The organism is Leadbetterella sp. DM7 (assembly GCF_040829825.2).
In the GTDB taxonomy this organism is placed as follows: Bacteria; Bacteroidota; Bacteroidia; order Cytophagales; family Spirosomataceae; genus Leadbetterella.
Genome location: NZ_JBFOLH020000027.1, coordinates 1 through 20,401, shown reverse-complemented (window position 1 = coordinate 20,401; position 20,401 = coordinate 1). Strand labels below are relative to the sequence as shown.

General features: G+C 51.8%; 11 protein-coding genes and 1 tRNA gene. 4 read left to right on the top strand and 8 right to left on the bottom strand.

Annotated elements, in window-relative coordinates; all coding sequences use genetic code 11:
• Window positions 1-326: 326 nt before the first annotated feature.
• Window positions 327-1,796 carry a replicative DNA helicase gene (dnaB, locus tag AB2U10_RS18785; protein WP_367916625.1) on the bottom strand — a complete coding sequence of 490 codons (1,470 nt, stop codon included), beginning with the start codon at window positions 1,794-1,796 and terminating at the stop codon, window positions 327-329.
• 63 nt (window positions 1,797-1,859) lie between these two features.
• Complete coding sequence (locus tag AB2U10_RS18780; RefSeq protein ID WP_367916624.1) at window positions 1,860-6,500, bottom strand: translocation/assembly module TamB domain-containing protein; 4,641 nt, start codon at window positions 6,498-6,500, stop codon at window positions 1,860-1,862.
• 75 nt (window positions 6,501-6,575) lie between these two features.
• Between AB2U10_RS18780 and tsaD the strand changes: the two genes are divergently transcribed.
• On the top strand, window positions 6,576-7,577 hold the full coding sequence (gene tsaD / locus AB2U10_RS18775) for a tRNA (adenosine(37)-N6)-threonylcarbamoyltransferase complex transferase subunit TsaD (RefSeq protein WP_367916623.1): 1,002 nt from the start codon (window positions 6,576-6,578) through the stop codon (window positions 7,575-7,577).
• Window positions 7,578-7,673: 96 nt separating this feature from the next.
• The gene (locus tag AB2U10_RS18770; RefSeq protein WP_367916622.1) at window positions 7,674-10,007 is read left to right on the top strand and encodes a penicillin-binding protein 1A; all 2,334 of its coding nucleotides are present in this window, start codon (window positions 7,674-7,676) and stop codon (window positions 10,005-10,007) included.
• Here AB2U10_RS18770 and AB2U10_RS18765 read toward each other — a convergent pair whose 3' ends face one another.
• The 6 genes from AB2U10_RS18765 to AB2U10_RS18740 all read right to left on the bottom strand — a co-directional run bounded on the left by AB2U10_RS18765 (window position 10,008) and on the right by AB2U10_RS18740 (window position 16,193).
• Window positions 10,008-10,793, bottom strand: coding sequence for a ParA family protein (locus AB2U10_RS18765; RefSeq protein WP_367916621.1), 786 nt, complete (start codon window positions 10,791-10,793; stop codon window positions 10,008-10,010).
• Between the two features lie 39 nt (window positions 10,794-10,832).
• Entirely contained in the window at window positions 10,833-11,633 is an 801-nt protein-coding gene (locus AB2U10_RS18760; RefSeq protein WP_367916620.1) for a Rossmann-like and DUF2520 domain-containing protein, read from the bottom strand.
• Window positions 11,634-11,734: 101 nt separating this feature from the next.
• Window positions 11,735-14,161: a zinc-dependent metalloprotease gene (locus AB2U10_RS18755; RefSeq protein WP_367916619.1), complete on the bottom strand. Its 2,427-nt coding sequence runs from the start codon at window positions 14,159-14,161 to the stop codon at window positions 11,735-11,737.
• A gap of 99 nt (window positions 14,162-14,260) precedes the next feature.
• On the bottom strand, window positions 14,261-15,652 hold the full coding sequence (locus AB2U10_RS18750; RefSeq protein WP_367916618.1) for a 3-deoxy-D-manno-octulosonic acid transferase: 1,392 nt from the start codon (window positions 15,650-15,652) through the stop codon (window positions 14,261-14,263).
• Between the two features lie 77 nt (window positions 15,653-15,729).
• Window positions 15,730-16,011 carry a Txe/YoeB family addiction module toxin gene (locus AB2U10_RS18745; RefSeq protein WP_367916617.1) on the bottom strand — a complete coding sequence of 94 codons (282 nt, stop codon included), beginning with the start codon at window positions 16,009-16,011 and terminating at the stop codon, window positions 15,730-15,732.
• Window positions 15,987-16,193, bottom strand: coding sequence for a DUF2683 family protein (locus AB2U10_RS18740; protein WP_367916616.1), 207 nt, complete (start codon window positions 16,191-16,193; stop codon window positions 15,987-15,989). Before AB2U10_RS18740 ends, AB2U10_RS18745 begins: the two co-directional genes overlap by 25 nt.
• Before the next feature lie 175 nt (window positions 16,194-16,368).
• Here AB2U10_RS18740 and ileS point away from each other — a divergent pair, with 175 nt between their 5' ends.
• Window positions 16,369-19,788 (top strand): isoleucine--tRNA ligase, encoded by a 3,420-nt coding sequence (ileS, locus tag AB2U10_RS18735; protein WP_367916615.1) that lies wholly within the window; start codon window positions 16,369-16,371, stop codon window positions 19,786-19,788.
• A 300-nt stretch (window positions 19,789-20,088) separates the two neighbouring features.
• Window positions 20,089-20,162: transfer RNA gene (locus tag AB2U10_RS18730), tRNA-Asp, on the top strand.
• Window positions 20,163-20,401 lie beyond the last annotated feature (239 nt).

The window sequence follows — 20,401 nt, the reverse complement described above, 5'->3', positions numbered from 1 at the left end:
AAGGCCCTTGACAACAACATAGTATCCCATCAGCAAAATCTCTGGCTAGCATTTCTTTAAAAAAACAAAATCGGCTGTCAAAAAATTATTCAACAACCGATTTCAATTCTATTTACTGAATATCCCTGACAAAGGCAGTCGCTTTTTGTCACATCGAGCGAAGTCGGGATGCATCGAGCGGAGCCGGGATACTGTCACATCGAGCGAAGTCGAGATGCGGTCACATCAGACGAAGCCGGGACGCTGTCACATCGAGCGAAGTCGGGATGCGGTCACATCGAACGAAGCCGGGGCACTGTCACATCGAACGAAGTCGGGATGCTGCTCTACCCCTGCCCTAAGTTATTCGCCTTACTCCCCAATGTTTTTATCCCGCTGCGTTCTTCGTATTCTTCGGGTGTGGCAATGAAACCGTCGAACTCGGAAAAACGCGTATATTTCCCGATAAATCTCAGCTTGGCGCTGTCTACCGAACCGCTCCGGTTTTTGGCAATGATCACTTCGGCCAGGCCTTTGGTGCTCTCACCGGTCTCGGTCTCTTCAAACTGGTAGTACTCGGGCCGGTAGAGGAACATCACCACGTCAGCATCCTGCTCAATAGAGCCTGACTCCCGCAGGTCGGAGAGCATGGGCCGCTTATCCGGGCGCGACTCTACCGAACGGCTGAGCTGTGAAAGGGCAATTACCGGTATGTTCAGCTCTTTGGCAATGGTTTTTAAAGAGCGCGAAATGGTAGCAATCTCCTGCTCGCGGTTCATTCCCGTCTTGCCGTTGCCGGCCGTCATGAGCTGAAGGTAATCCACGATCAGCAGCTTGATATTGTGAAAGGCCTTCAGGCGCCGGGCTTTGGTACGCAGCTCCAGCACGGAGAGCGCCGGTGTATCGTCGATGTAAATGGGGGCATTGTCGAGGTTATTCAGCCGCGAGTGAATGGCCTTCCAGTCGTCGGTCTCCAGGTCTCCTTTTCTCAGCTTCTGCGAGTCTACCTCCGCTTCAGCAGAGATCAGCCGGTACATTACCTGCTGCGATGACATTTCCAGCGAAAACAACGCTACGGGCATCTTATAGTCGATGGCCGCATTTCTCAGAGCCGAAACCACGAAGGCGGTTTTCCCCATACCGGGCCGGGCGGCAATGATAATCAGCTCGGTATTGTGCCATCCGCCGGTGATGCGGTCAAGGGTAGGAAAGCCCGAGGGCACACTGGCCACGCCGGCTTCCTGGTCTTCTTTATTTTTGAGCTCCTGGATGGCCTTCTGCACCACCAGCTGAAGGTCGGGAATATTTTTGTTCAGGTTGCCTTCCTGGATGTCACGCAGGCTTTGCTCGGTGGCATCCAGCAGGTTAAACACATCGGTGGTGTCTTCCCGGGCTTTGTTCAGCACATCGTCCATGATGCGCACAATGCTGCGCTGAATAGCGTATTGAAGGATGATACGTGCGTCACGTTCAATATGGGTAGATACCCTCCGGGCGGTAATACGGGCCAGGTAGGCGGGCCCGCCTATAAATTCCAGCTCACCGGTCTGCCGCAGCTGGTTGGTGATGGTCAGCAGGTCTACCGGCTCCGATTTGCCGAAGAGAAGCAGGATAGCCTGGTAAATGGCTTCGTGCTTATCCGATATAAAGCTGTCGGGCTTCAGGATATCGATGACCATGGTGAGCGCATCTTTTTCCCGGATGACCCCGCCCAGCACAGAGGCTTCCAGCTCCACGATATGTGAAGACTGCTGGAACTCCAGCAACTGCTCCGGGTTCTTCCGCCTGTTTTCCGGTAATCTTCTTCTTTGTTTCATATTCGTTCCGGGTATATAGTTCCGGATGAAGTTGCCAATTACTCACTACCCGGAATTTCATTGTCAATTGTCAATTGTCAATTGACCTGTACTGTCTCTTTTGGTGTTTGAACCCACCCCCAAAGGTATGCTTCTGTATTCCTTTTTTCTAAAGAACGAATTGAAATTTCTCGAAATAATGAGACTTCCGCCGGAAACTACCACGTTTCCCTGCGAATAAAATACATAATAGTTGGTAGGCACGCTGCGCGAGTACAGCTTGAAGCGGTACGCCCCGTCGTCTGAGATCAGGTATTCCAGCTCGCCACCTACCGAAAGCTGTCCGTAGGTATTGGTGTTGAGGCTGATACTGTTTTCCAGGCTGTTCACAAAGGCTCCTTTACCGCTGAGCTTCACCCGGTTATTGAGAAATTTGTAGCTGAAATCAAGCTGCATGTTGTTCAGGATATTCTCCCGGAAATCACCGAAGCGAACGCCGAATTCCAGGTTGGGATTCAGCTTATTGGCCAGGTTACCGATCTGGTTGGAAAGAAGGCTGCTGATGTTATCGATCAGGAACTGCTGGGTCAGGGCGTCGGCCAGGTTATTATCCGGGAAAACCTCGTTGAATACCAGGATGCTCGAAACGTTCCGGCTCAGCAGCTGCTCATCGTTGCTCAGCCGTTGCTCAAAGGCAAGAATATCGGTCTGACCGCTGATAGGAATCTGCTTAAGGTCAAATTCAATGTCGTAACGAATGGTGGGGTTCAGCAGCCGGTTGGTCAGAAATACGTTAACATACACCGGGAACCGCGCCGACGAATTGGTCATCTGGGGTGAAACCTTATTGAGCGAAATGTTGGCCGTATACGTGGCCTTTATATCGGGTATGGCTTCAAACGGGTCGCCGTTAAAGGTAATTTTACTGTTATCGGCAATGTCGAACCGCCGGAGGGAGGCCAGGTTCTGGAAGCTGAAAAAATATTTCCCGCCCCGCACGTTGTAGGGGCCGTTAATGGTAAACTCCCCGCGGCTGTCGTACAGCACGCTCAGGCGGCCGTCGCCATACAGGCTGAGCACGTCGTTGTTGGTCCGGTCAAAAATAATTTCTCCCTGGGCTTCGGGCGTGAGCGTCAGGTTGAAGGCCAGCGTTACTCCGCCGGTTTTCAGTGCCGGTTTCTTCCGGCGTACGGTCAGGAGGCTGCTGTCTGCCGGAACCGCCTTTTTCAGAAACGGGATCCCCTCCTGCCGGGTATCTATCTGGGTATCCCCGTCGGTGGGGATCGTGATGGCCGTTCCCTCGCGGCTGCTCAGGTTCCCGGATACGAGCAGGTTATCAAAATCGCCGCCCAGGTTCACATCACCGTTTACATAGGCCGTACCAAAGATGTAATTGTTGGCAAAAGCCGGTATATCCATGATCCTGAAGCCCGCACGGCTGTTGATGTCTGCCCGGAGGTCAATGGTAAAGCCGGGGCCGCTCCGGTAGTAGATTCCGCCGGTAAGCCGTGCGGTATTGCCGGCCGGCGCATCACGTACCTGCACACCGGCTTCAGGCAGCACAAAGCCCCTGTCGGTCAGGAGTATCTTATCTTCAAAATAAAGCGATGTACCCGATACCGCCACCTTCAGCGAGCCGTCTGTTATATCCACCTCACCGTTAAAAATGGGGTGCCGCGGGGTACCTTTGACCTTAAATTTACCGTTGGCTTTTCCTTTGAGCGATGAAAACACATCGCCCGTCATGCCCAGGAACATCTCCATATCGGCATTGCGCAGGCTGCCGTCCAGCGCCAGTCCTTTATCTCCCTTGCCGGGCGTAAAAAACCCGTTGAGCTTAAGAATTTCCTCCATGTTCCGGAACACGCTTCCTTCCAGCTTCAGGCGGTCGTTGGGCTCATCCCACAGGGCTGACGTGGTTATTGTACCTACCAGGCTTTTTTTGTAGTAAAAATCGGTCACGTGCAGGTTACTTACGTACAGCCGGTTGGTAAAGAAATTCTGCACCCGCAGGTTGCCGGTGGCTATTCCCCGCAGGTCTACATTGACAAAGGGCAGCAGGTTCTCGATATTAAATTCGTTCACGTCCAGGGTGAGGGCATCGGCCGGGTTGCTCGACAGCGAGCCGTTCAGCCCGATGTACTGGGAGTCACCGCCCCGGATCGTGAAGTTATTGAAGGTAATGTATCTTTTCCTGAAATCGATCCGGTTATCGGGCGCAAAGGCCCAGTCCATATCGATCAGCTTAACAATGGTCTGATCGGGCAGAAGGCTGAGGCGGAATCCCTCCTGGTAGAAGTCCAGCTTTCCGCGCAGGTCGATCAGGCTGCCCGAGTTTTCCTGCGTGATGAATGTGCGGAAATCAATAGTGTTGGTCCCTTCCCAGTTGGCATTCACCACCAGCTCTTCGGTAAGCACATTGTTCCCGGTTTTCTGCCGGGCTGATTTCACCCGGATCTTGTTGACCACCACAGGCGAAAGAATTTCTTTGGTGGCATAGTAGTCAAAAAAAGTAGAATAAAACTCGTTTCCTTTTACCGAAAGCGTGTCGGTATCGCCCGAAATCTCCAGCGTGCTGTTCAGGCCGGCCTCATATCGCCCGTTGATGCGGGTATTCCTGGAAACATAAACCGCCGGCGCAAAGAAATCAAAGAAAGGCGCGGGCCGGTTAAAACGCACGCTGAATACCGAGCGGTAATTTTCGGTACTGTAATCATGGGTTTCTTTTTTCCGGGAATAATAGGCCATCCGCTCGTCTTCGGTGGTCTGGAAATACATGAGGTGCTCCGACACAAAATCAGATACGTCTGTCAGCAACCGGCTGGGTACAAAATCGCCCCGGATTCCGGCGTTAAAAAATTCAGATTCTATCTTAAAGCTCCGCTCCTTCCCGATCAGGTCGGAGAAGAAATACATGGAGTCTACTTTCAGGGTTTTATCGTTTTCACGCAGCTCAAAATTATAAAAGCTGGCTTCGCCCAGCCAGTCGTCAAGCCGGTTTCCTTTAAAGTCAAAATTAAGCCGTGACCGGAGCATAAAATCACGGGTAGTGAAGCCCAGGGTTTTCAGGTTGGCATACCCCACGTTACCTTCAATATTAAAGGCATTGACTTCGCGGTTGAAGTCTATTTTCCCTTCAATATCGGCCAGGATGTTGGGATCGTCAATGCTCAGCTTGCCGTCAAAAAGCGACTGGCCGAGGTTCCCGTTCACATCCATGTTCCGGTAGCGGTACCCTTTAAAGTCCATGTTGGTCACGTGCCCGTCGAGGTGCACGCGGGCTTCTTCCAGCTCACGCCCCAGGCCGTTGATCTTGCCGTGAAAGGTGATCTCGTTGAGCTGGGGGTTATCAAGCAGCTCACCCACCTTAAACTGGTTCACCACCAGGTTTCCCGAATACTCGAGCTGGCCTTTGGCCTTCACCTTTACCTCACCCACCACTTCACCCAAACGCGGAGAAACCAGGCGCGGCCGCGAGTAAAAATCGTTGTACAGGCCGTTAAAGCTCCCTGAGAAATCCAGGCGCTCTACTTTTGAAATGTATTTCCTGAAACCGGCATTGGCTGAATATTGGGCAATATCGGCTGCCAGGAGAACCGAAGGCTTCAGGTCAAGCACGCTGTGGGTGGTCTTCAGCCCGGGCAGCCCCGTCAGCCGGGCATTTCCCGTAATGCGTGAGCCCTGCCCGAATTCGAGCGTGGCATCTTTCAGCTGCAGAGACGCCACGGTGCCGTTAAGCCGCGTGGTGATCTTATACGTTTCTTTAAAGTTCTTCATGACAGGTATGAAGAGCCCGATGTCTTTTGCCTGCAGCACCGAATTGCGCATGTCGGCATCAATATGAATCTTATTAAAGAAATCACCGAATTCAGAAGGGCGGTTATAGCTGAAATATACCCGGTTCTGCAATTCCGAGTCGTTCAGGTGGGCTCTGAAGTTATCGAGCCGTATGCCTTTCCGGCAATGAAAAAACCGCCCGGTGGCATTCCTGATCTTCAGCTCGCTGAAGCCGTCGTTGGCAGAAAGGTTCTTCGAGACCAGGAGTACGGTATCCCGCTTAAACGACAGTTTCTCAAGGCGGGCATTCAGGTCGCGGAATTCAAAGTTGGCAAAATCGAAGGTTCCGTCGGTGTGTCTCTTGCTGTGTTCGGTCACAATGCTGATTATCCCGTCTTTGATGTTGAGGTTATCCAGCGTAAAAGGCTTTACCGGCTTCTTCCCCCTTTTCTCTTTCTTCGTCAGCTTGTCAATCTCCAGCAGCCAGTAATCGAAGTTCAGCATGCCGGTACTGTCGCGGATAAAACGGGCCTCCGGGTTGTTGAGGGTTACAAAGTCGAGGTTATTGTCAAAGCTGACCATTTTACCCGGTGTAAATTTCAGGGACCTCCACCCCTGCCGGGAGTCATAGTCAAACGCTTTTCGCAGGCTGAAGTTCAGATTGGTGCTCGCATCCACGTACACTTCCCGCACATAGATCATGTTGCGGTCTTTGTTGTCTTTGATGTTCAGGTCTTCAAACACCACCGTGTCAAACCAGGAGATCCTGACCTTGCTGACCGACACATTCCCGCCGAGCTTCCCGCTCAGCCAGTGCATGGCGTTGTTACTGAGCTGGGTTTGTACTTCGGGGAGCTGCAAGGCATAAAAAGCAACAAACAGGAGAGAAAACACCCCTATAAGGGTGTAGGCAAGAATCCTGACCGCTATGCTTATTATACGCTTCAACAGTATTTTATTACTTTTGTCCCTGTAAAGACAGAATCTGCAAAAATCTTACTTTTTACCGATATTAAAAAACGAATGAACGACGATATTACCCTTCTGGCCATCGAATCCTCCTGCGATGAGACTTCTGCTGCAATTATTAAGAACGGAAAAATCCTGAATAACATTGTGGCATCGCAGATCATTCATGAACAATACGGTGGTGTGGTGCCTGAGCTGGCTTCCCGTGCGCACCAGCAGGATATCGTTCGCGTGGTACAGGAAGCCCTCACCGATGCCGGCGTGCAGAAGGCTGATCTTGCTGCCGTGGCCTTCACCCGCGGACCAGGCCTGCTGGGCTCGCTGCTGGTGGGCACGTCGTTTGCCAAGGCGCTGGCGCTGGGACTGAACATTCCGCTCATAGAAGTAAACCATATGCAGGCGCACGTGCTGGCGCATTTTATTGATGAGCCCAAACCGGCTTTTCCCTTTATATGCCTGACCGTTAGCGGCGGGCACACCCAGCTGGTGCTGGTCAGGGGCCCGCTTGACATGGAAGTGGTGGGCGAAACGGCCGATGATGCAGTGGGGGAAGCCTTTGATAAGGCCGCCAAGATGCTGGGACTGGGCTACCCCGGTGGCCCGCAGATAGACCGGCTGGCGGCCGAAGGGAATCCTGAAGCCTTTGCTTTTCCCCTTTCGGAGATGCCTGACCTGAAGTTTTCTTTCAGCGGGATAAAAACAGCATTGCTGTATTTTATACAGGAAAAAGGCGAAGATTTTGTACGGGAGAACATCCGCGACATCTGCGCTTCGTACCAGCATGCGCTGATCCGGATGCTGCTGAACAAGCTTCGGAAAGCCGCCAAAAAATACCGGGTCAGTGAAATCGCCATAGCGGGGGGTGTTTCAGCCAACCGCGGGCTGCGGAAAGCGCTGGAACTGGAAGCAGAAAAGCAACGGTGGAATATATACATACCTGATTTTCAATACTGTACAGACAATGCAGGTATGATTGCGATGGCCGCTCATTACCAATACCTTAACGGGAATTTCGTGGATCAGGGCATCAGTCCGCTGCCCCGCATGAAAATATAAGTCTGTAATATTTTCCATTTTTAGACAATAAGTTTAATACGGAAATCATTTTAACTATTAACTTTACTTTTCTAACCAACCAGCACGCCCTGTAAGATGAGATTCTTTGAACGTTTCAGCACAGGTAAATACAAAAGTCTGATCAAGCTTTCCTATAAAATTCTCTTCTACGGTCTTTCCGCAGCAGCCCTCTTTCTTATTGCCCTGAACCTGAACCTGTTCTGGCTTTTCGGTAAGATGCCTTCCGTAGACGACCTGGACAATCCCAAGAGCGAGATCGCTTCAGAGATCATCTCTTCCGATAACAAGATCATCGGGAAGTTTTTCTTTGAGAACCGGAGCACCATGACCTATCCGGAGATTCCCGAAAACTTTAAAGATGCTTTGTTGGCCACAGAGGATGTCCGTTTTGCCATGCATTCGGGCATTGATGCCCGCAGTATGCTGCGGGTGGTAGGCGGGGTACTGACCTTTGACCGGAAAGGGGGCGGAAGCACCATTACCCAGCAGCTGGCCAAAAACCTGTTTAAGCTGCGGCGTGATGATTCATACGAAGGGCCTCTTTACAAGGTTCCCGGCATGAGGGTGCTGCTTATCAAGCTCAAGGAGTGGATCACGGCCATCAAGCTGGAAAGAAGATATACCAAACCCGAGGTTATGACCATGTACCTGAACACCATTGAGTTCAGCAGCGGGGCCTATGGTCTGAAATCAGCGGCTAAAACCTATTTTAAAAAGAACCCGGAGAACCTGAAGCCGGAAGAATCGGCCCTGCTCGTGGGTATGATCCAGAACCCTTCACGCTTCAACCCCAAGTTCTTTCCCAAAAATGCAAAAGAAAGACGGGATGTGGTGATCTCCCAGATGGTCAGGTTCAACAAGATTACCCCTGAGCAGGGGAAAGAGCTCATGGCCATCCCGATCGTGCTGGATTATTCACCCGAGAGTCATAACTACGGGCTGGCCCGGTATTTCCGGGAATACCTGAAAGGCATTATGAAAGAAGAGCTGAAGAAGCTGGGCTATTCGGAAAGCGATCTTTACACCAAAGGCTTTAAAATCTATACCACCATCGACTCGCGCATGCAGCGTTACGCTGAAGAGGCCATGATGGAGCATATGAAAAATTACCAGGCCATTTTTGACAATCATTTCAAAGGCCGGAACCCCTGGCTGAAATTAAGGCCCGGATCCAACACCCAATACGAAGAATACCCGAATTTCATTGAACAGCGGGCAAAGGAAACCGGCTATTACCAGAGCCTGAAACGGCAGTACGGCAATGATGAGGCAAAGATCAATGCCAAAATGAACGAAAAAATGCCGATGCGGGTATTCACCTGGCAGGGAGAACGCGATACGGTGATGTCACACATGGACTCCCTCCGGCATTATAAACGATTCCTGAACATCGGTATGCTGGCCATGGACCCGCGCAACGGGAACGTGAAAGCCTGGGTAGGCGGCATCAACTACAAGTACTTTAAATTTGATAACGTATACCAGAGTGCCCGGCAGCCAGGCTCTACCTTTAAGCCCTTTGTGTATGTTACGGCCATTGATAACGGGTTTTCTACCTGTGACCGCGTAAGAGACGAGCCGGTGACCTTCCATATTCCCGGCAGCCCTTCCTGGACCCCCCGGAACGCCGACGGACGGTATACCTACAACGACCTCACCCTGCGGCAGGCCCTGGGGGCCTCAGTAAACACGGTCAGCGCCAAACTGATCAAGGAGTTCGGCTCGGATAAGGTAATTGAATACGCCCGGCAGCTGGGCATCAAGACCCCGCTGGCCAACTCGCCTTCGCTGAGCCTGGGTGTTTCAGATGTCAAGCTATACGAGATCCTGAGCGGGTACGCCGTATTTGCCAACCGCGGTATCTACACCGAACCTATGGTGCTGGTGCGGATCGAAGACAAGAACGGCGAGGTGATCAAAGAATATTTCCCTATTCAGAAAGAGGTGCTAAGCCAGGAAACCGCTTACAAGATGATCCACCTGATGCGGGGCGCTACCGCTCCGGGCGGAACAGCCATCGGCTTGTCACGCTACGGCCTGATAGACGGGAACGAAATAGCGGCCAAAACAGGTACAACCTCCAATTACTCCGACGCCTGGTTTATGGGCATGACCCAGGACCTGATCGGTGGCGTATGGGTAGGTGCCGAAGATCGGGCCGTACACTTTGAAAGCATACAGTATGGCCAGGGTGCACGCATGGCCATGCCGGCCTGGGGCTTATTTATGCAGAAGGTATACGAAGACAAGGATATAGAATACAAGAAAACCAAATTCCTGATACCGCCCACCATCCGTATTGCCGGCGACTGCGCGGTAACGGCCAATGAAGGTTTTGGCAACAGCCCGGTCAACACCACGCCTAACAGCGGAGAGCTGAAGCCCGAAGATGATGACGAACAGCTGTGATCAGAACTTCATCTTGCCCAGGTTATACTTTTCCAGGAACTCAAGAATGAGCCGGTCGTAGGCTTCGGCCCCGGCCGTTTTTTCAGGAGAAAGGATAACCGGCACCTGCAGGGCGGTAGAGTCGATAAAAGCAGAATCGCGCGGGATATAGGTATCAAACACCAGGTCGCCGAAATTGGCCCGCATGAGGTTCAGGATATTGGCCGACAGCTGGTTTTCGGTTTCGTGCAGGGTAAGCAGGATACCCTCTACGTACAGCGAAGGTTTCAGCCGCTTCTGAATAATTCTTAAGGTACCCAGGATCAGCTCCAGCCCTTCTATCCCGAAAAATTCGCATTGAAGCGGGATAATGATGGAGTCAGCCGCCAGCAGGCTGTTCACCGGTACAATGCCCAGCGAGGGCGGACAATCAATGATGATGAAATCGTACAGCGGCTTAATGGGTTCCAGCTTCTCGGTCAGCTTGTACTCCCGGTCAATGAAGTTCACCATCTCTATCTCCGCCCCTACCAGGTGGTGGGTAGACGGGATCAGGTCAAGGTTACGATAGCCCGTGGGAATGATACAGTCCTGTATAGGGCTCAGCCCCACCAGCGCAGCATAGATGCTCCGGTTGTCAAATTCTGATTTCAGCCCGAAAGCTACGGTACAGCTGGCCTGGTGGTCGGTGTCGATCAGCAGTACCTTATATCCACGGACTGAAAGACCCGCCGAAAAATTGACGGCGGTAGTGGTTTTCCCTACACCGCCTTTCTGATTGGAAATTGCTATTACTTTAGGAAGCATCACGAAAGTCTTTCGAACTACGAAATTACGAAAAAACTCTTATTCCGGTCTGTGCCAGTCAGAAATACTTTCGGTAAGGGTAGAATACACTTTGCTCAGGTCTTCATCATCTGCCAGGAAAGCAAGGTGGGCTTCGAGGGTACGCCGGTCTTTCCGGATGGCCGGGCCGGTCTGCACGTCGGCAGGATGCCCGGCCTGCATCATTTTTTTTACCGTTTCAGCAATCAGCGGTTTCAGTAGTTCAAAATCCAGGTTCTCTGATTCCAGGATCTCTTTTGACAATGCCCAGAGATGGTTGGTAAAATTGCACGAGAATACGGCTGACACATGGTACACCAGCCGCTCTTTTGAGCTGACCTGCAGCACTTTTCCCGATAAGCGTCTGGCCAGGCCGGTGAGCGCTGCAAGCGCATTTTTATCTTCTGATTCTACCAGGATGGGGATACGGTTGAAATCCAGCGGCACACCCTGCGTAAAGGTCTGCAACGGATAAAACACCCCGCAGTCTACCCGCCGGCCGTGGTACAGCGAAAGGGCCCCGTCAAGAACCGACAGCGGCCGGGCACCCGAAGTATGGGCCAGGATAGCGCCGTCAGGAAGCAGAATCTGCGATGCTACCGACTCCAGGGCATCGTCTGATACACAGAGAAAAAAGACTTCTGAACTACTCCGGGAGAAATCCAGGCTGTTAACGGGCACAGCGGCATACAGCCCGTCCGCCAGGGCGGCGGCCTTCCGGATGTCGCGCGCGTAAATCTCATTCACCGCCACTTCGACCCGTTCCAGCGCCCGGGCCAGGTGGCCTGCCAGGTTTCCGGCTCCTACAATAGTTATTTTCATGGTAGTTCCGAGTACATTAGTTCCGAGTGGTTAGTTCCGAGTGGCTAGTTCCGAGTGAGTAGACCAACTCGGAACTAACCACTCGGAACTAATATTTAATCTCAGTCGTCGTTACATTCCACTCCCAACCAGTCATAATCCTGGTCGATCGGCTGCCCGTCAGGGGCAACAAAGAAGGTTTCCGGCTCAAATTCTTTCGGATTTTCTTCAAACCTGCGGATCAGGTCCAGGGCCATCCGGCTAAGTCCCGTATTGGCCTGTGCCGTCAGCAGCCTGATGTCCCGGATAGCGTTCAGAGCTTCCATTTTTGCTTCTATGGATACCGAAGGGGTCCGGCTCAGCTTCATGAGCTCTGACAGGTACATCATGGCTGTAACCCGCCTGATCTGCCCTTTGTAGTCGCTTGCGGCCAGTCCCGGCGCCTTCCAGAGGGTACGGGTGGTCTTAGCGAGAACGTCTCCCAGCGAAGGCAGGTCTGCCTGCAGTATTTTCTGGCTGGCCAGGCGTGAGGCCCGGTCCGGGTTAAGCAAAAGACTCAGGGTCAGCTGGGCCGATGCCTCGGCAGGCCCCAACGGATCGAACGTCATGCCCGTATGCCGCCGGAATGTTTCCCGCATATTGGCTCCGAAACGGTATGCCCGCGGCGGAATCAGCCGCATCAGCTCAGGCGAAAGGGCCAGGAAGTCAGGATCAAGCGTGGAAAGCAGGGCTTCAAAGGCTTCGTTCTGCTCTTTGGCCGGTGCCGGGGTATACACCGGCAGCTTATCTCCTTTTACCCCAAAAGAATAGTAGGCGCCGCCAATGGCCTTGGCTGCCGCCTGTGTCTGGAAACGGTGGAGCATATAAACCGGCACCAGCACTTCTTCCAGGTTGGCATACGGTGTGCCTGCCGGGATTTTCGCTGCCCCAAAGTTTCTCAGGGCCAGCCTGCGCACCTGCATAACATGCTTCAGGTTTTCAGTGGCATTTACCCCGTTATCCCACAGGTGGGTTTGCGGGTGCACCGACCCGTCAGGACGCGCATCCTGGTCGCTCAGGAAGAGGTAGCCTTTCGCGATCACCTCTTCTGTTATTTTATTCAGCGCTGCCTTCTCGTCGGTTCCGGCCGGGAATTCCTGGTAACCCCAGCGGATCGCCATTTTATCAAATTCGCCGATGCCCGCGGCATACGCATCAGAAAGATCGATTTTGCCGTCGGTTATCTTCAGGGTAGGATGCGGGTAATCCATCACCGATGCCCGCGAAGCCACACTGGCAATGTAATTGTGCGGTAAGCCCAACGTATGCCCGATTTCATGTGCCGAAAGCTGCTTCAGGCGGTCAATCACCATTTTCTGCAGTTGCGGCTGCTCCTCTCCGGAGTCAAAATCACCCGTAAGCCCCTGGGCAATCAGGTAATCCTGTCGCACCCGCAGCGAGCCCAGGGTGACTTTTCCTTTCAGGATCTCTCCCGTTCTGGGATCGGTGATGCTGCTGCCGTATGACCACCCCCGTGTGCTGCGGTGCACCCATTGTACCACATTGTACCGGATATCCATAGGGTCGGCATCCGGCGGAAGCATTTTCACCTGGAAGGCATTTTTAAACCCGGCCGCCTCAAAAGCTTCGTTCCACCAGGTGGCGCCTTCAAACAGTGCAGAGCGGATAGGCTCAGGCACACCGGGGTCAAGGTAATACACGATAGGTTTTACGGGCTCGCTAACGGCCTGATCCGGGTATTTCTTTTCCAGGCGGTGGCGGGCAATCAGCTTCTTCTCAATGGGCTGATCTATCGGGGAAGAATAGTCAAAATACGATGTTCCGAAATAGCCTATCCGCGGATCCAGCTCACGGCTTTTAAAACCAGGTTCGGGGAGCTTTACCAACGAGTGATGCTGGTGCATAGTGACGTTTCCCGGACTGGGCACCACCGATCTCAGGTACGGACCGGGGTTAGTTCCGCTAAGGGTAACGATCGCTTCAAATTCCGTATTTTCAGGGAAAGATTTACACATCTCCAGGAACAGCCCTGACCGGGAGGCATCGAAAGAATAGCTACCCTGCCGGGTAGCCGTGATGGCCTGCGCAGCTCCAACGGCATCTCTCAGCAGAAACGGGGTGAAATCAACCAGGGCAACGCCGTTTTTCGTGGCCAGCACTTCAAAGCCGAAAAGTACCGATGAGGCAAACGACTCTTTGACGGCATTTTGCTCCAGGCTGTCGGGTGACGTGGCCCGGTAAGAATAGTTGGGCTCGGTCAGCAGAAGCTTATTGCCCGAGCGTATGAATTTTACGACCTTCCCGCTACCGATCTTCCCGCGGTCCAGGCCGATATCGTTCGACCCGATCCCTCTTGAAAGGCTGGAATAATACAGGAATTCCTGGTTGGTGTTTCCCACTTCCAGGTAGATTTTTCCTTTTGCTTCATGAACATAATACGTGAAAAAGCCCTGGGCTTTCCGGGTATCTTTCAGATACGAATCGAAATCCTGGGCCATCAATGACAGCACCGGGGCCACCAGGAGAATAAGTAGTAGTCTGCTTTTCATTCGATGAGGGTTTTTTATTCAGCAAAAATAGGGTTTTCCCTCACGTGGGCAAGCCTGCGCATTCAAAAGTGTCTTTGTAAATACAAGTGGTGATGCGGGTCAGGATTCAAGATAGGCCAGGATCTTACCCGTGGCTCCTGTATTCCGGTTGAGGTAAGCGTCGGCTTTCCGGCGGATTTCAGCCAGGTCCAGGCCCTCAAATACCTCTTCCAGCGTACCGTGTATGGTAAAAGCCACGCCCAGGTCAAGCAGGTCAAGCGCCTCCTGGAACTTTTTGTATTTCCGGTCTCCGAAGAAAACCGGTATACCGAAAACCGCCGGCTCCAGGATGTTATGAAGGCCCGTACGGAAACCTCCGCCTACCAGGGCGTAACCGGCATATTTATACAGGCGGGCCAGCAGGCCGATGCTGTCAATGTAAAGTATATTTTCACAGCTGTGCCGGTCAATTTCCGAATAGCGCAGCCCGGAGGTTTCGTCGATCCAGCGGCTTATCTGCTCCGGTTTGATGTTATGCGGGGCAATGATGAACTTCATTTCGGGATGGGCGGCCATGAAGGGTTTCAGCACGTCCATGTCTTCGGGCCAGACGGAGCCGGCGACGAGGACTTTCGTTCCGGGTGCCGGGTGGAGAGTTCCGGGTGGAGAGTTCCGGGTAGAGAGTCCGGGGTTGGGTGTACCGGATGAGTTGCCATCTGTCAGTTCGGGCGAAGACGAGAACCGTTCCGGGTCGGGTGTACCGGATGAGTTGCCATCTGTCAGTTCGAGCGAAGACGAGAACCGTTCCGGGTCAAATTCCGGATGCGGCGGATTCCCGGATGAACCCTGATTGCTTTCAATAAACCTTCTGATTCCCGGTACTTCTGAAGTATCTTTCGCCGTAGCAATCACCCGGTCAAACCGTGTGTCGCCGGCTACCTGGTAACGGGTATACCCAATCGAGTCCAGCAGCTCAGCCGAAGCCTGATTCTGGACAAAAAGATGATCAAAACGGTACAATGTTTCCCGGAAAAAGCCTCCCCACGGTTGAAAGAAAGCCTGTTTTTTACGCAGGATGACCGAAATCCCGATCAGTCGTGCCCCCGACCGCCTGATCTCCCCGATAATGTTGGGCCAGAATTCATATTTCACCCATACCGCGATATCGGGGCGGGCGGCTGCCACGAATTTCCAGGCATTGCGGGCCGTATCCAGCGGCAGATAGCAGATAAAATCGGCCAACGGGTAATTTTTCCGGATCTCGTAGCCTGAAGGCGAGAAAAAGGTAAGCAACACGCCATACTCCGGGTTTTTCTCCCGGAATGCCTCCAGCACAGGTCTTCCCTGCTCAAACTCGCCCAGGGAAGCGCAGTGAAACCAGATCACTTTTTCTCTGGAATTCCTCCATGCCGCAAGCTCCTCCGGGTTGATCTTCTCCTGCCCTTCGATGAGCAGGCGGGCTTTTTTTCCCAGTAATTTGCCAACGGGGAGCAGGGCCGCAGCCAGGGTCATTCCTAGATTATATAAAGTACTGAAAATCATCAATAAAAGATCCGTTTATAGATGTAAAACAGGCCCGGGGAGATAAACTATTTGTCGGAGTAGTGGCCTTGTGCGGAAAGAACTATCACTACAATTTCCATATCTGCTATTTCATACACCAGGCGGTCTTTTTTATTAATGCGCCTGGACCATAAACCGGTTAATTCATTTTTTAAAGCTTCAGGTTTACCGGTACCCGTTTTCGGATGCTCTTCCAGTTCCTGAAATATTTTTTCTACTTTTGAAATATCCCCTTTATTACCTGATTTATATATTTTTTCGAGATCCTTTATGGCCTTTTTTTCTACTCGGATAGAATACTTTCCCATATATTTTTGGTATCCTTTATGGTAACATATTCTCCATTTCTCGCATTACTGCGGGCCTTTTTTACTTTTTTTACAAATTCCGGATCATACGATTCCTTTACTTCCACCCCAAGCTTATTCAAAACACGGGTCAGGAATTCCACCTCTCCTTCCGGTACGTTTATGGTGAGTGTTCTGGTCATGATATAAATTGCTTTATATAGAAACAAAGTCCCGCTGCATAGAGTTCATGCACAAATAATTACGGTTTTATCTGTTCCTCTCCAACAAATATAACGAAAGCTACTGCTTTTTCGGGTATTTCCTCCAGAATCTCTTTCAAAAAATCGTAACTTTGCAGCCAATTTTTTTGACGAAATGAAATACCCGGAATACAAGTCGGTCAACTACGCTGAAATAGCAGACGAGATATTAGCTTTTTGGAAAGAGAATAACATCTTTGAGAAATCCATTGAAGTAAGAGCGGGCTCTCCTGCCTTTACTTTTTATGAAGGTCCGCCATCGGCTAACGGCATTCCGGGCATTCACCACGTGATGGCCCGTACCATCAAAGACATCTTCTGCCGCTACAAAACCCTGCGCGGCTTCCAGGTAAACCGGAAGGCCGGCTGGGATACCCACGGCTTGCCAGTAGAGCTGCAGGTGGAAAAAGAGCTGGGTATCACCAAGGAAGACATCGGCAAGAAGATCAGCGTGGAAGAATATAACCGCAAATGCCGCGAGGCGGTGATGCGCTTTACCGATATCTGGCGGGATATGACCGATAAAATGGGCTACTGGGTGGATATGGATGATCCGTATATCACGTATGAGAGCTCCTATATTGAGTCGGTATGGAACCTGCTGAAAAAGTTGCACGACAAAGGCCTGCTTTACAAAGGCTATACCATTCAGCCGTATTCGCCCGCAGCAGGCACCGGCCTGAGCTCGCACGAGCTGAACCAGCCGGGTACTTATAAGGATGTGAAAGACACTTCGCTCACCGCCCAGTTTAAGGCGATAAAAAATGAGCGCTCGCAGTTTCTTTTTGATGCGGCGGGAGATGATAACGTGTATTTCCTGGCCTGGACCACCACTCCATGGACCCTGCCTTCCAACGCCGCCCTCACCGTTGGAAAAGGCATTGAGTATGCGCTGGTAAAAACGTTTAACCCGTATACTTTTCTCCCGGTTAACGTGATCCTGGCCAAAGACCTGATCGGAAAATATTTTAACGAAAAAGGCAAAGACGGCGATTTTGAAGGCTTCGGAGCTTCCGATAAAAAGATCCTTCCCTGGACGGTTCTCGGCACCTGGAAAGGGGCTCAGCTGGAAGGAGCAGAATATGAGCAGCTGATGCCTTACGTACAGCCGAAATCGGCGGCGTTCCGGGTGATCATCGGCGATTTCGTCACCACCGAAGACGGTACCGGAATCGTGCACACTGCTCCTACTTTCGGTGCTGATGACTACCGTGTGGCCGCTCAGAACGGCATTCCGGCGATCCTGGTCGAAGACGAAAACGGCAAAGATGCCCCCCTGGTGGACCGGAAAGGTCGTTTCGTGAAAGAAGTAACCGATTTCGCCCTGGAATATGTAAAAGAGGCCTATTATACCGCAGAAGAGCTTGAAGCCGAAAAACAAAAGCAGGGCCGCGACAAATACCTGTCGGTAGACGAACGCATTGCCATCCTGCTGAAAACCGAAAACAAGGCGTTCAATGTGCAGCGTTACGAGCACTCCTACCCGCACTGCTGGCGTACCGACAAGCCGGTGCTGTATTACCCTCTGGACTCCTGGTTTATCCGGACCACGGCGGCGAAAGATAAGCTGGCCCAGCTGAACAAAACCATTAACTGGCAGCCGGAAAGCACGGGCACCGGCCGTTTCGGCAACTGGTTGGAAAACCTGGTAGACTGGAACCTGAGCCGCAGCCGGTATTGGGGCACTCCCCTGCCCATCTGGAAAAGCGAAGACGACGAGGTGTGCATCGGCAGCATCGATGAGCTGGTGAGAAGCGTTAAAAATGCGCTGGATACCCATGTTCTTTCAGACGGACAACGAGCGAAAAACGAAGCGTTCCTGGCCGCAGCGGCCGACAAGCCTTCACTGGATCTTCACCGCCCCTATGTAGATGAGATCTACCTCGTGTCAACCTCAGGCCAGGTGATGTACCGCGAGGCCGACCTGATCGACGTATGGTTCGATTCAGGCGCCATGCCGTACGCCCAATGGCACTACCCTTTTGAAAACCAGGAAATCTTTGACAAGGCTTTCCCGGCCGATTTTATCTCCGAAGGCGTAGACCAGACCCGTGGCTGGTTTTTCACCCTGCATGCCATTGCCGGTATGCTGTTTGACTCGGTAGCTTTTAAAAACGTGGTTTCTACCGGGCTGGTGCTGGATAAAAACGGCAATAAAATGTCGAAACGGCTGGGCAATGCCGTTGATCCGTTCCAGACATTATCAAAATATGGCGCCGATCCTACCCGCTGGTATATGATCACGAACGCCGAACCCTGGGATAACCTCCGGTTTAACCTTGACGGCGTACTGGAAGTGCAGCGCAAGCTGTTCGGTACCCTTACCAATACCTATAATTTCTTTGCCCTCTATGCTAACCTCGATAACTACACCATCGAGCAGTTCAACCGGGTACCCCGTGAAAAGCTGACTCAGCTGGATCGCTGGATCGTATCGCGGATCTACACCCTGGTCAAAGAGGTAACCGAAGAGTTTGACAATTACAACCCGACCAAAGCCGGGCGGTTGATCCAGGATTTTGTGAACGACGACCTGTCTAACTGGTACGTTCGCCTGAACAGGAGGCGTTTCTGGCAGGGTGAGCTGACCGATGACAAACGGGCGGCCTACCAGACCCTGCAGCATGCGCTTTGTGCCGTAGGACAGCTGATGTCGCCTATTGCGCCGTTCTATGCCGAGTGGCTGTACAGGAACCTGACCCGGAACGTAAGAGCAGAATCTATTGAGAAAAATACACCGTTCAGGTACGAGTCGGTTCATTTTACCGAATGGCATACCTATGAGCCCGAATGGGTAGATGCTGAGCTGGAAGAGGCCATGGCCCTGGCCCAGAAAATCTGCTCTATGGTGCACGCCCTGCGAAAGAAAAGCGGGCTGAAAGTGCGGCAACCGCTGCAGAAGATCCTGATCCCGGCCTTAAACGGTACCGTGAAAGAGGAGATCGAAAGCGTGGCCCATATTATCATGAGCGAAGTCAATATCAGGGAGATCGAATTTATTACCGACGACTCGGGCATACTGAAGAAAAAGGTAAAGCCCAATTTCAAGACCCTGGGGCCGAAATTCGGAAAAGACATGAAAGCAGTAGCGGAAGCCATCACCGGGATGGCGGCAGAGTCCCTGAAAACGCTGGAATCGGCCGGTACGGTTTCGCTTTCGGGCTTTGATATAGCCCTGGGTGATGTGGAAATCCTGACGGAGGATATCCCCGGCTGGCTGCTGGCCGTAGAAGGTGGTCTGACCGTGGCGCTGGACATCAACGTGACCGAAGACCTGAAGCAGGAAGGAATAGCCCGTGATTTTGTGAACCGTATCCAGAACCTTCGGAAAGACAGTGGCTTTGAGGTAACCGATAAGATCAATATATGGCTGCAGGACAGCGATGAGGAAATTTCGCGGGCCATCACCAGACACTCCGCCTATATCTGCAGTGAAGTACAGGCTTTGAGCCTGGAGATTCAGGAAGAAGTAAGCGGCGCGCGTGCGGTAGATTTTGATGAAGCAGAGATTTTTGTAAAAATTAAAGTGGCCTAACGATTTGTCGGAGAAGCGCTTATAAAAAACCGCAAAAAAACTCCGAGAAATTTCTTCGCCTGATTTTGTAAAATAAAATCGGGCTGCTATCTTTGCACCACCAAAACGGAAACGAGGTCTGAAAAGGCCGGGAGGAAGTAAAAAGGTCCGGTAGTTCAGCTGGTTAGAATATCCCGACATATCGGGAGGGTCGCTGAAGGGCTTGTTAAAATAAAGAAATTTGGTCCGGTAGTTCAGCTGGTTAGAATATCCCGACACGTCGGGAGGGTCGCTGAAGAGTCCGTTAAAATAAAGAAATTTGGTCCGGTAGTTCAGCTGGTTAGAATACCTGCCTGTCACGCAGGGGGTCGCGGGTTCGAGTCCCGTCCGGACCGCAAAAAGCACTCAGAAATGGGTGCTTTTTTGTTTTATGACCATACAGGCATATAAGACATAAAAGATTAAGTGAAAAGTGAAAAACTAAAAATTGCGGAACATTATACTATATAGGGCCATTCAGAAAAAGCCCAACTTGTTCATTAAGAACTTGTTGGGCTTTTGATTATCTTTGTATATCACCCCGAATAATACGGTTGGAGCCAAAAATCGGGGTAACGAAACGGAAAAGATATGC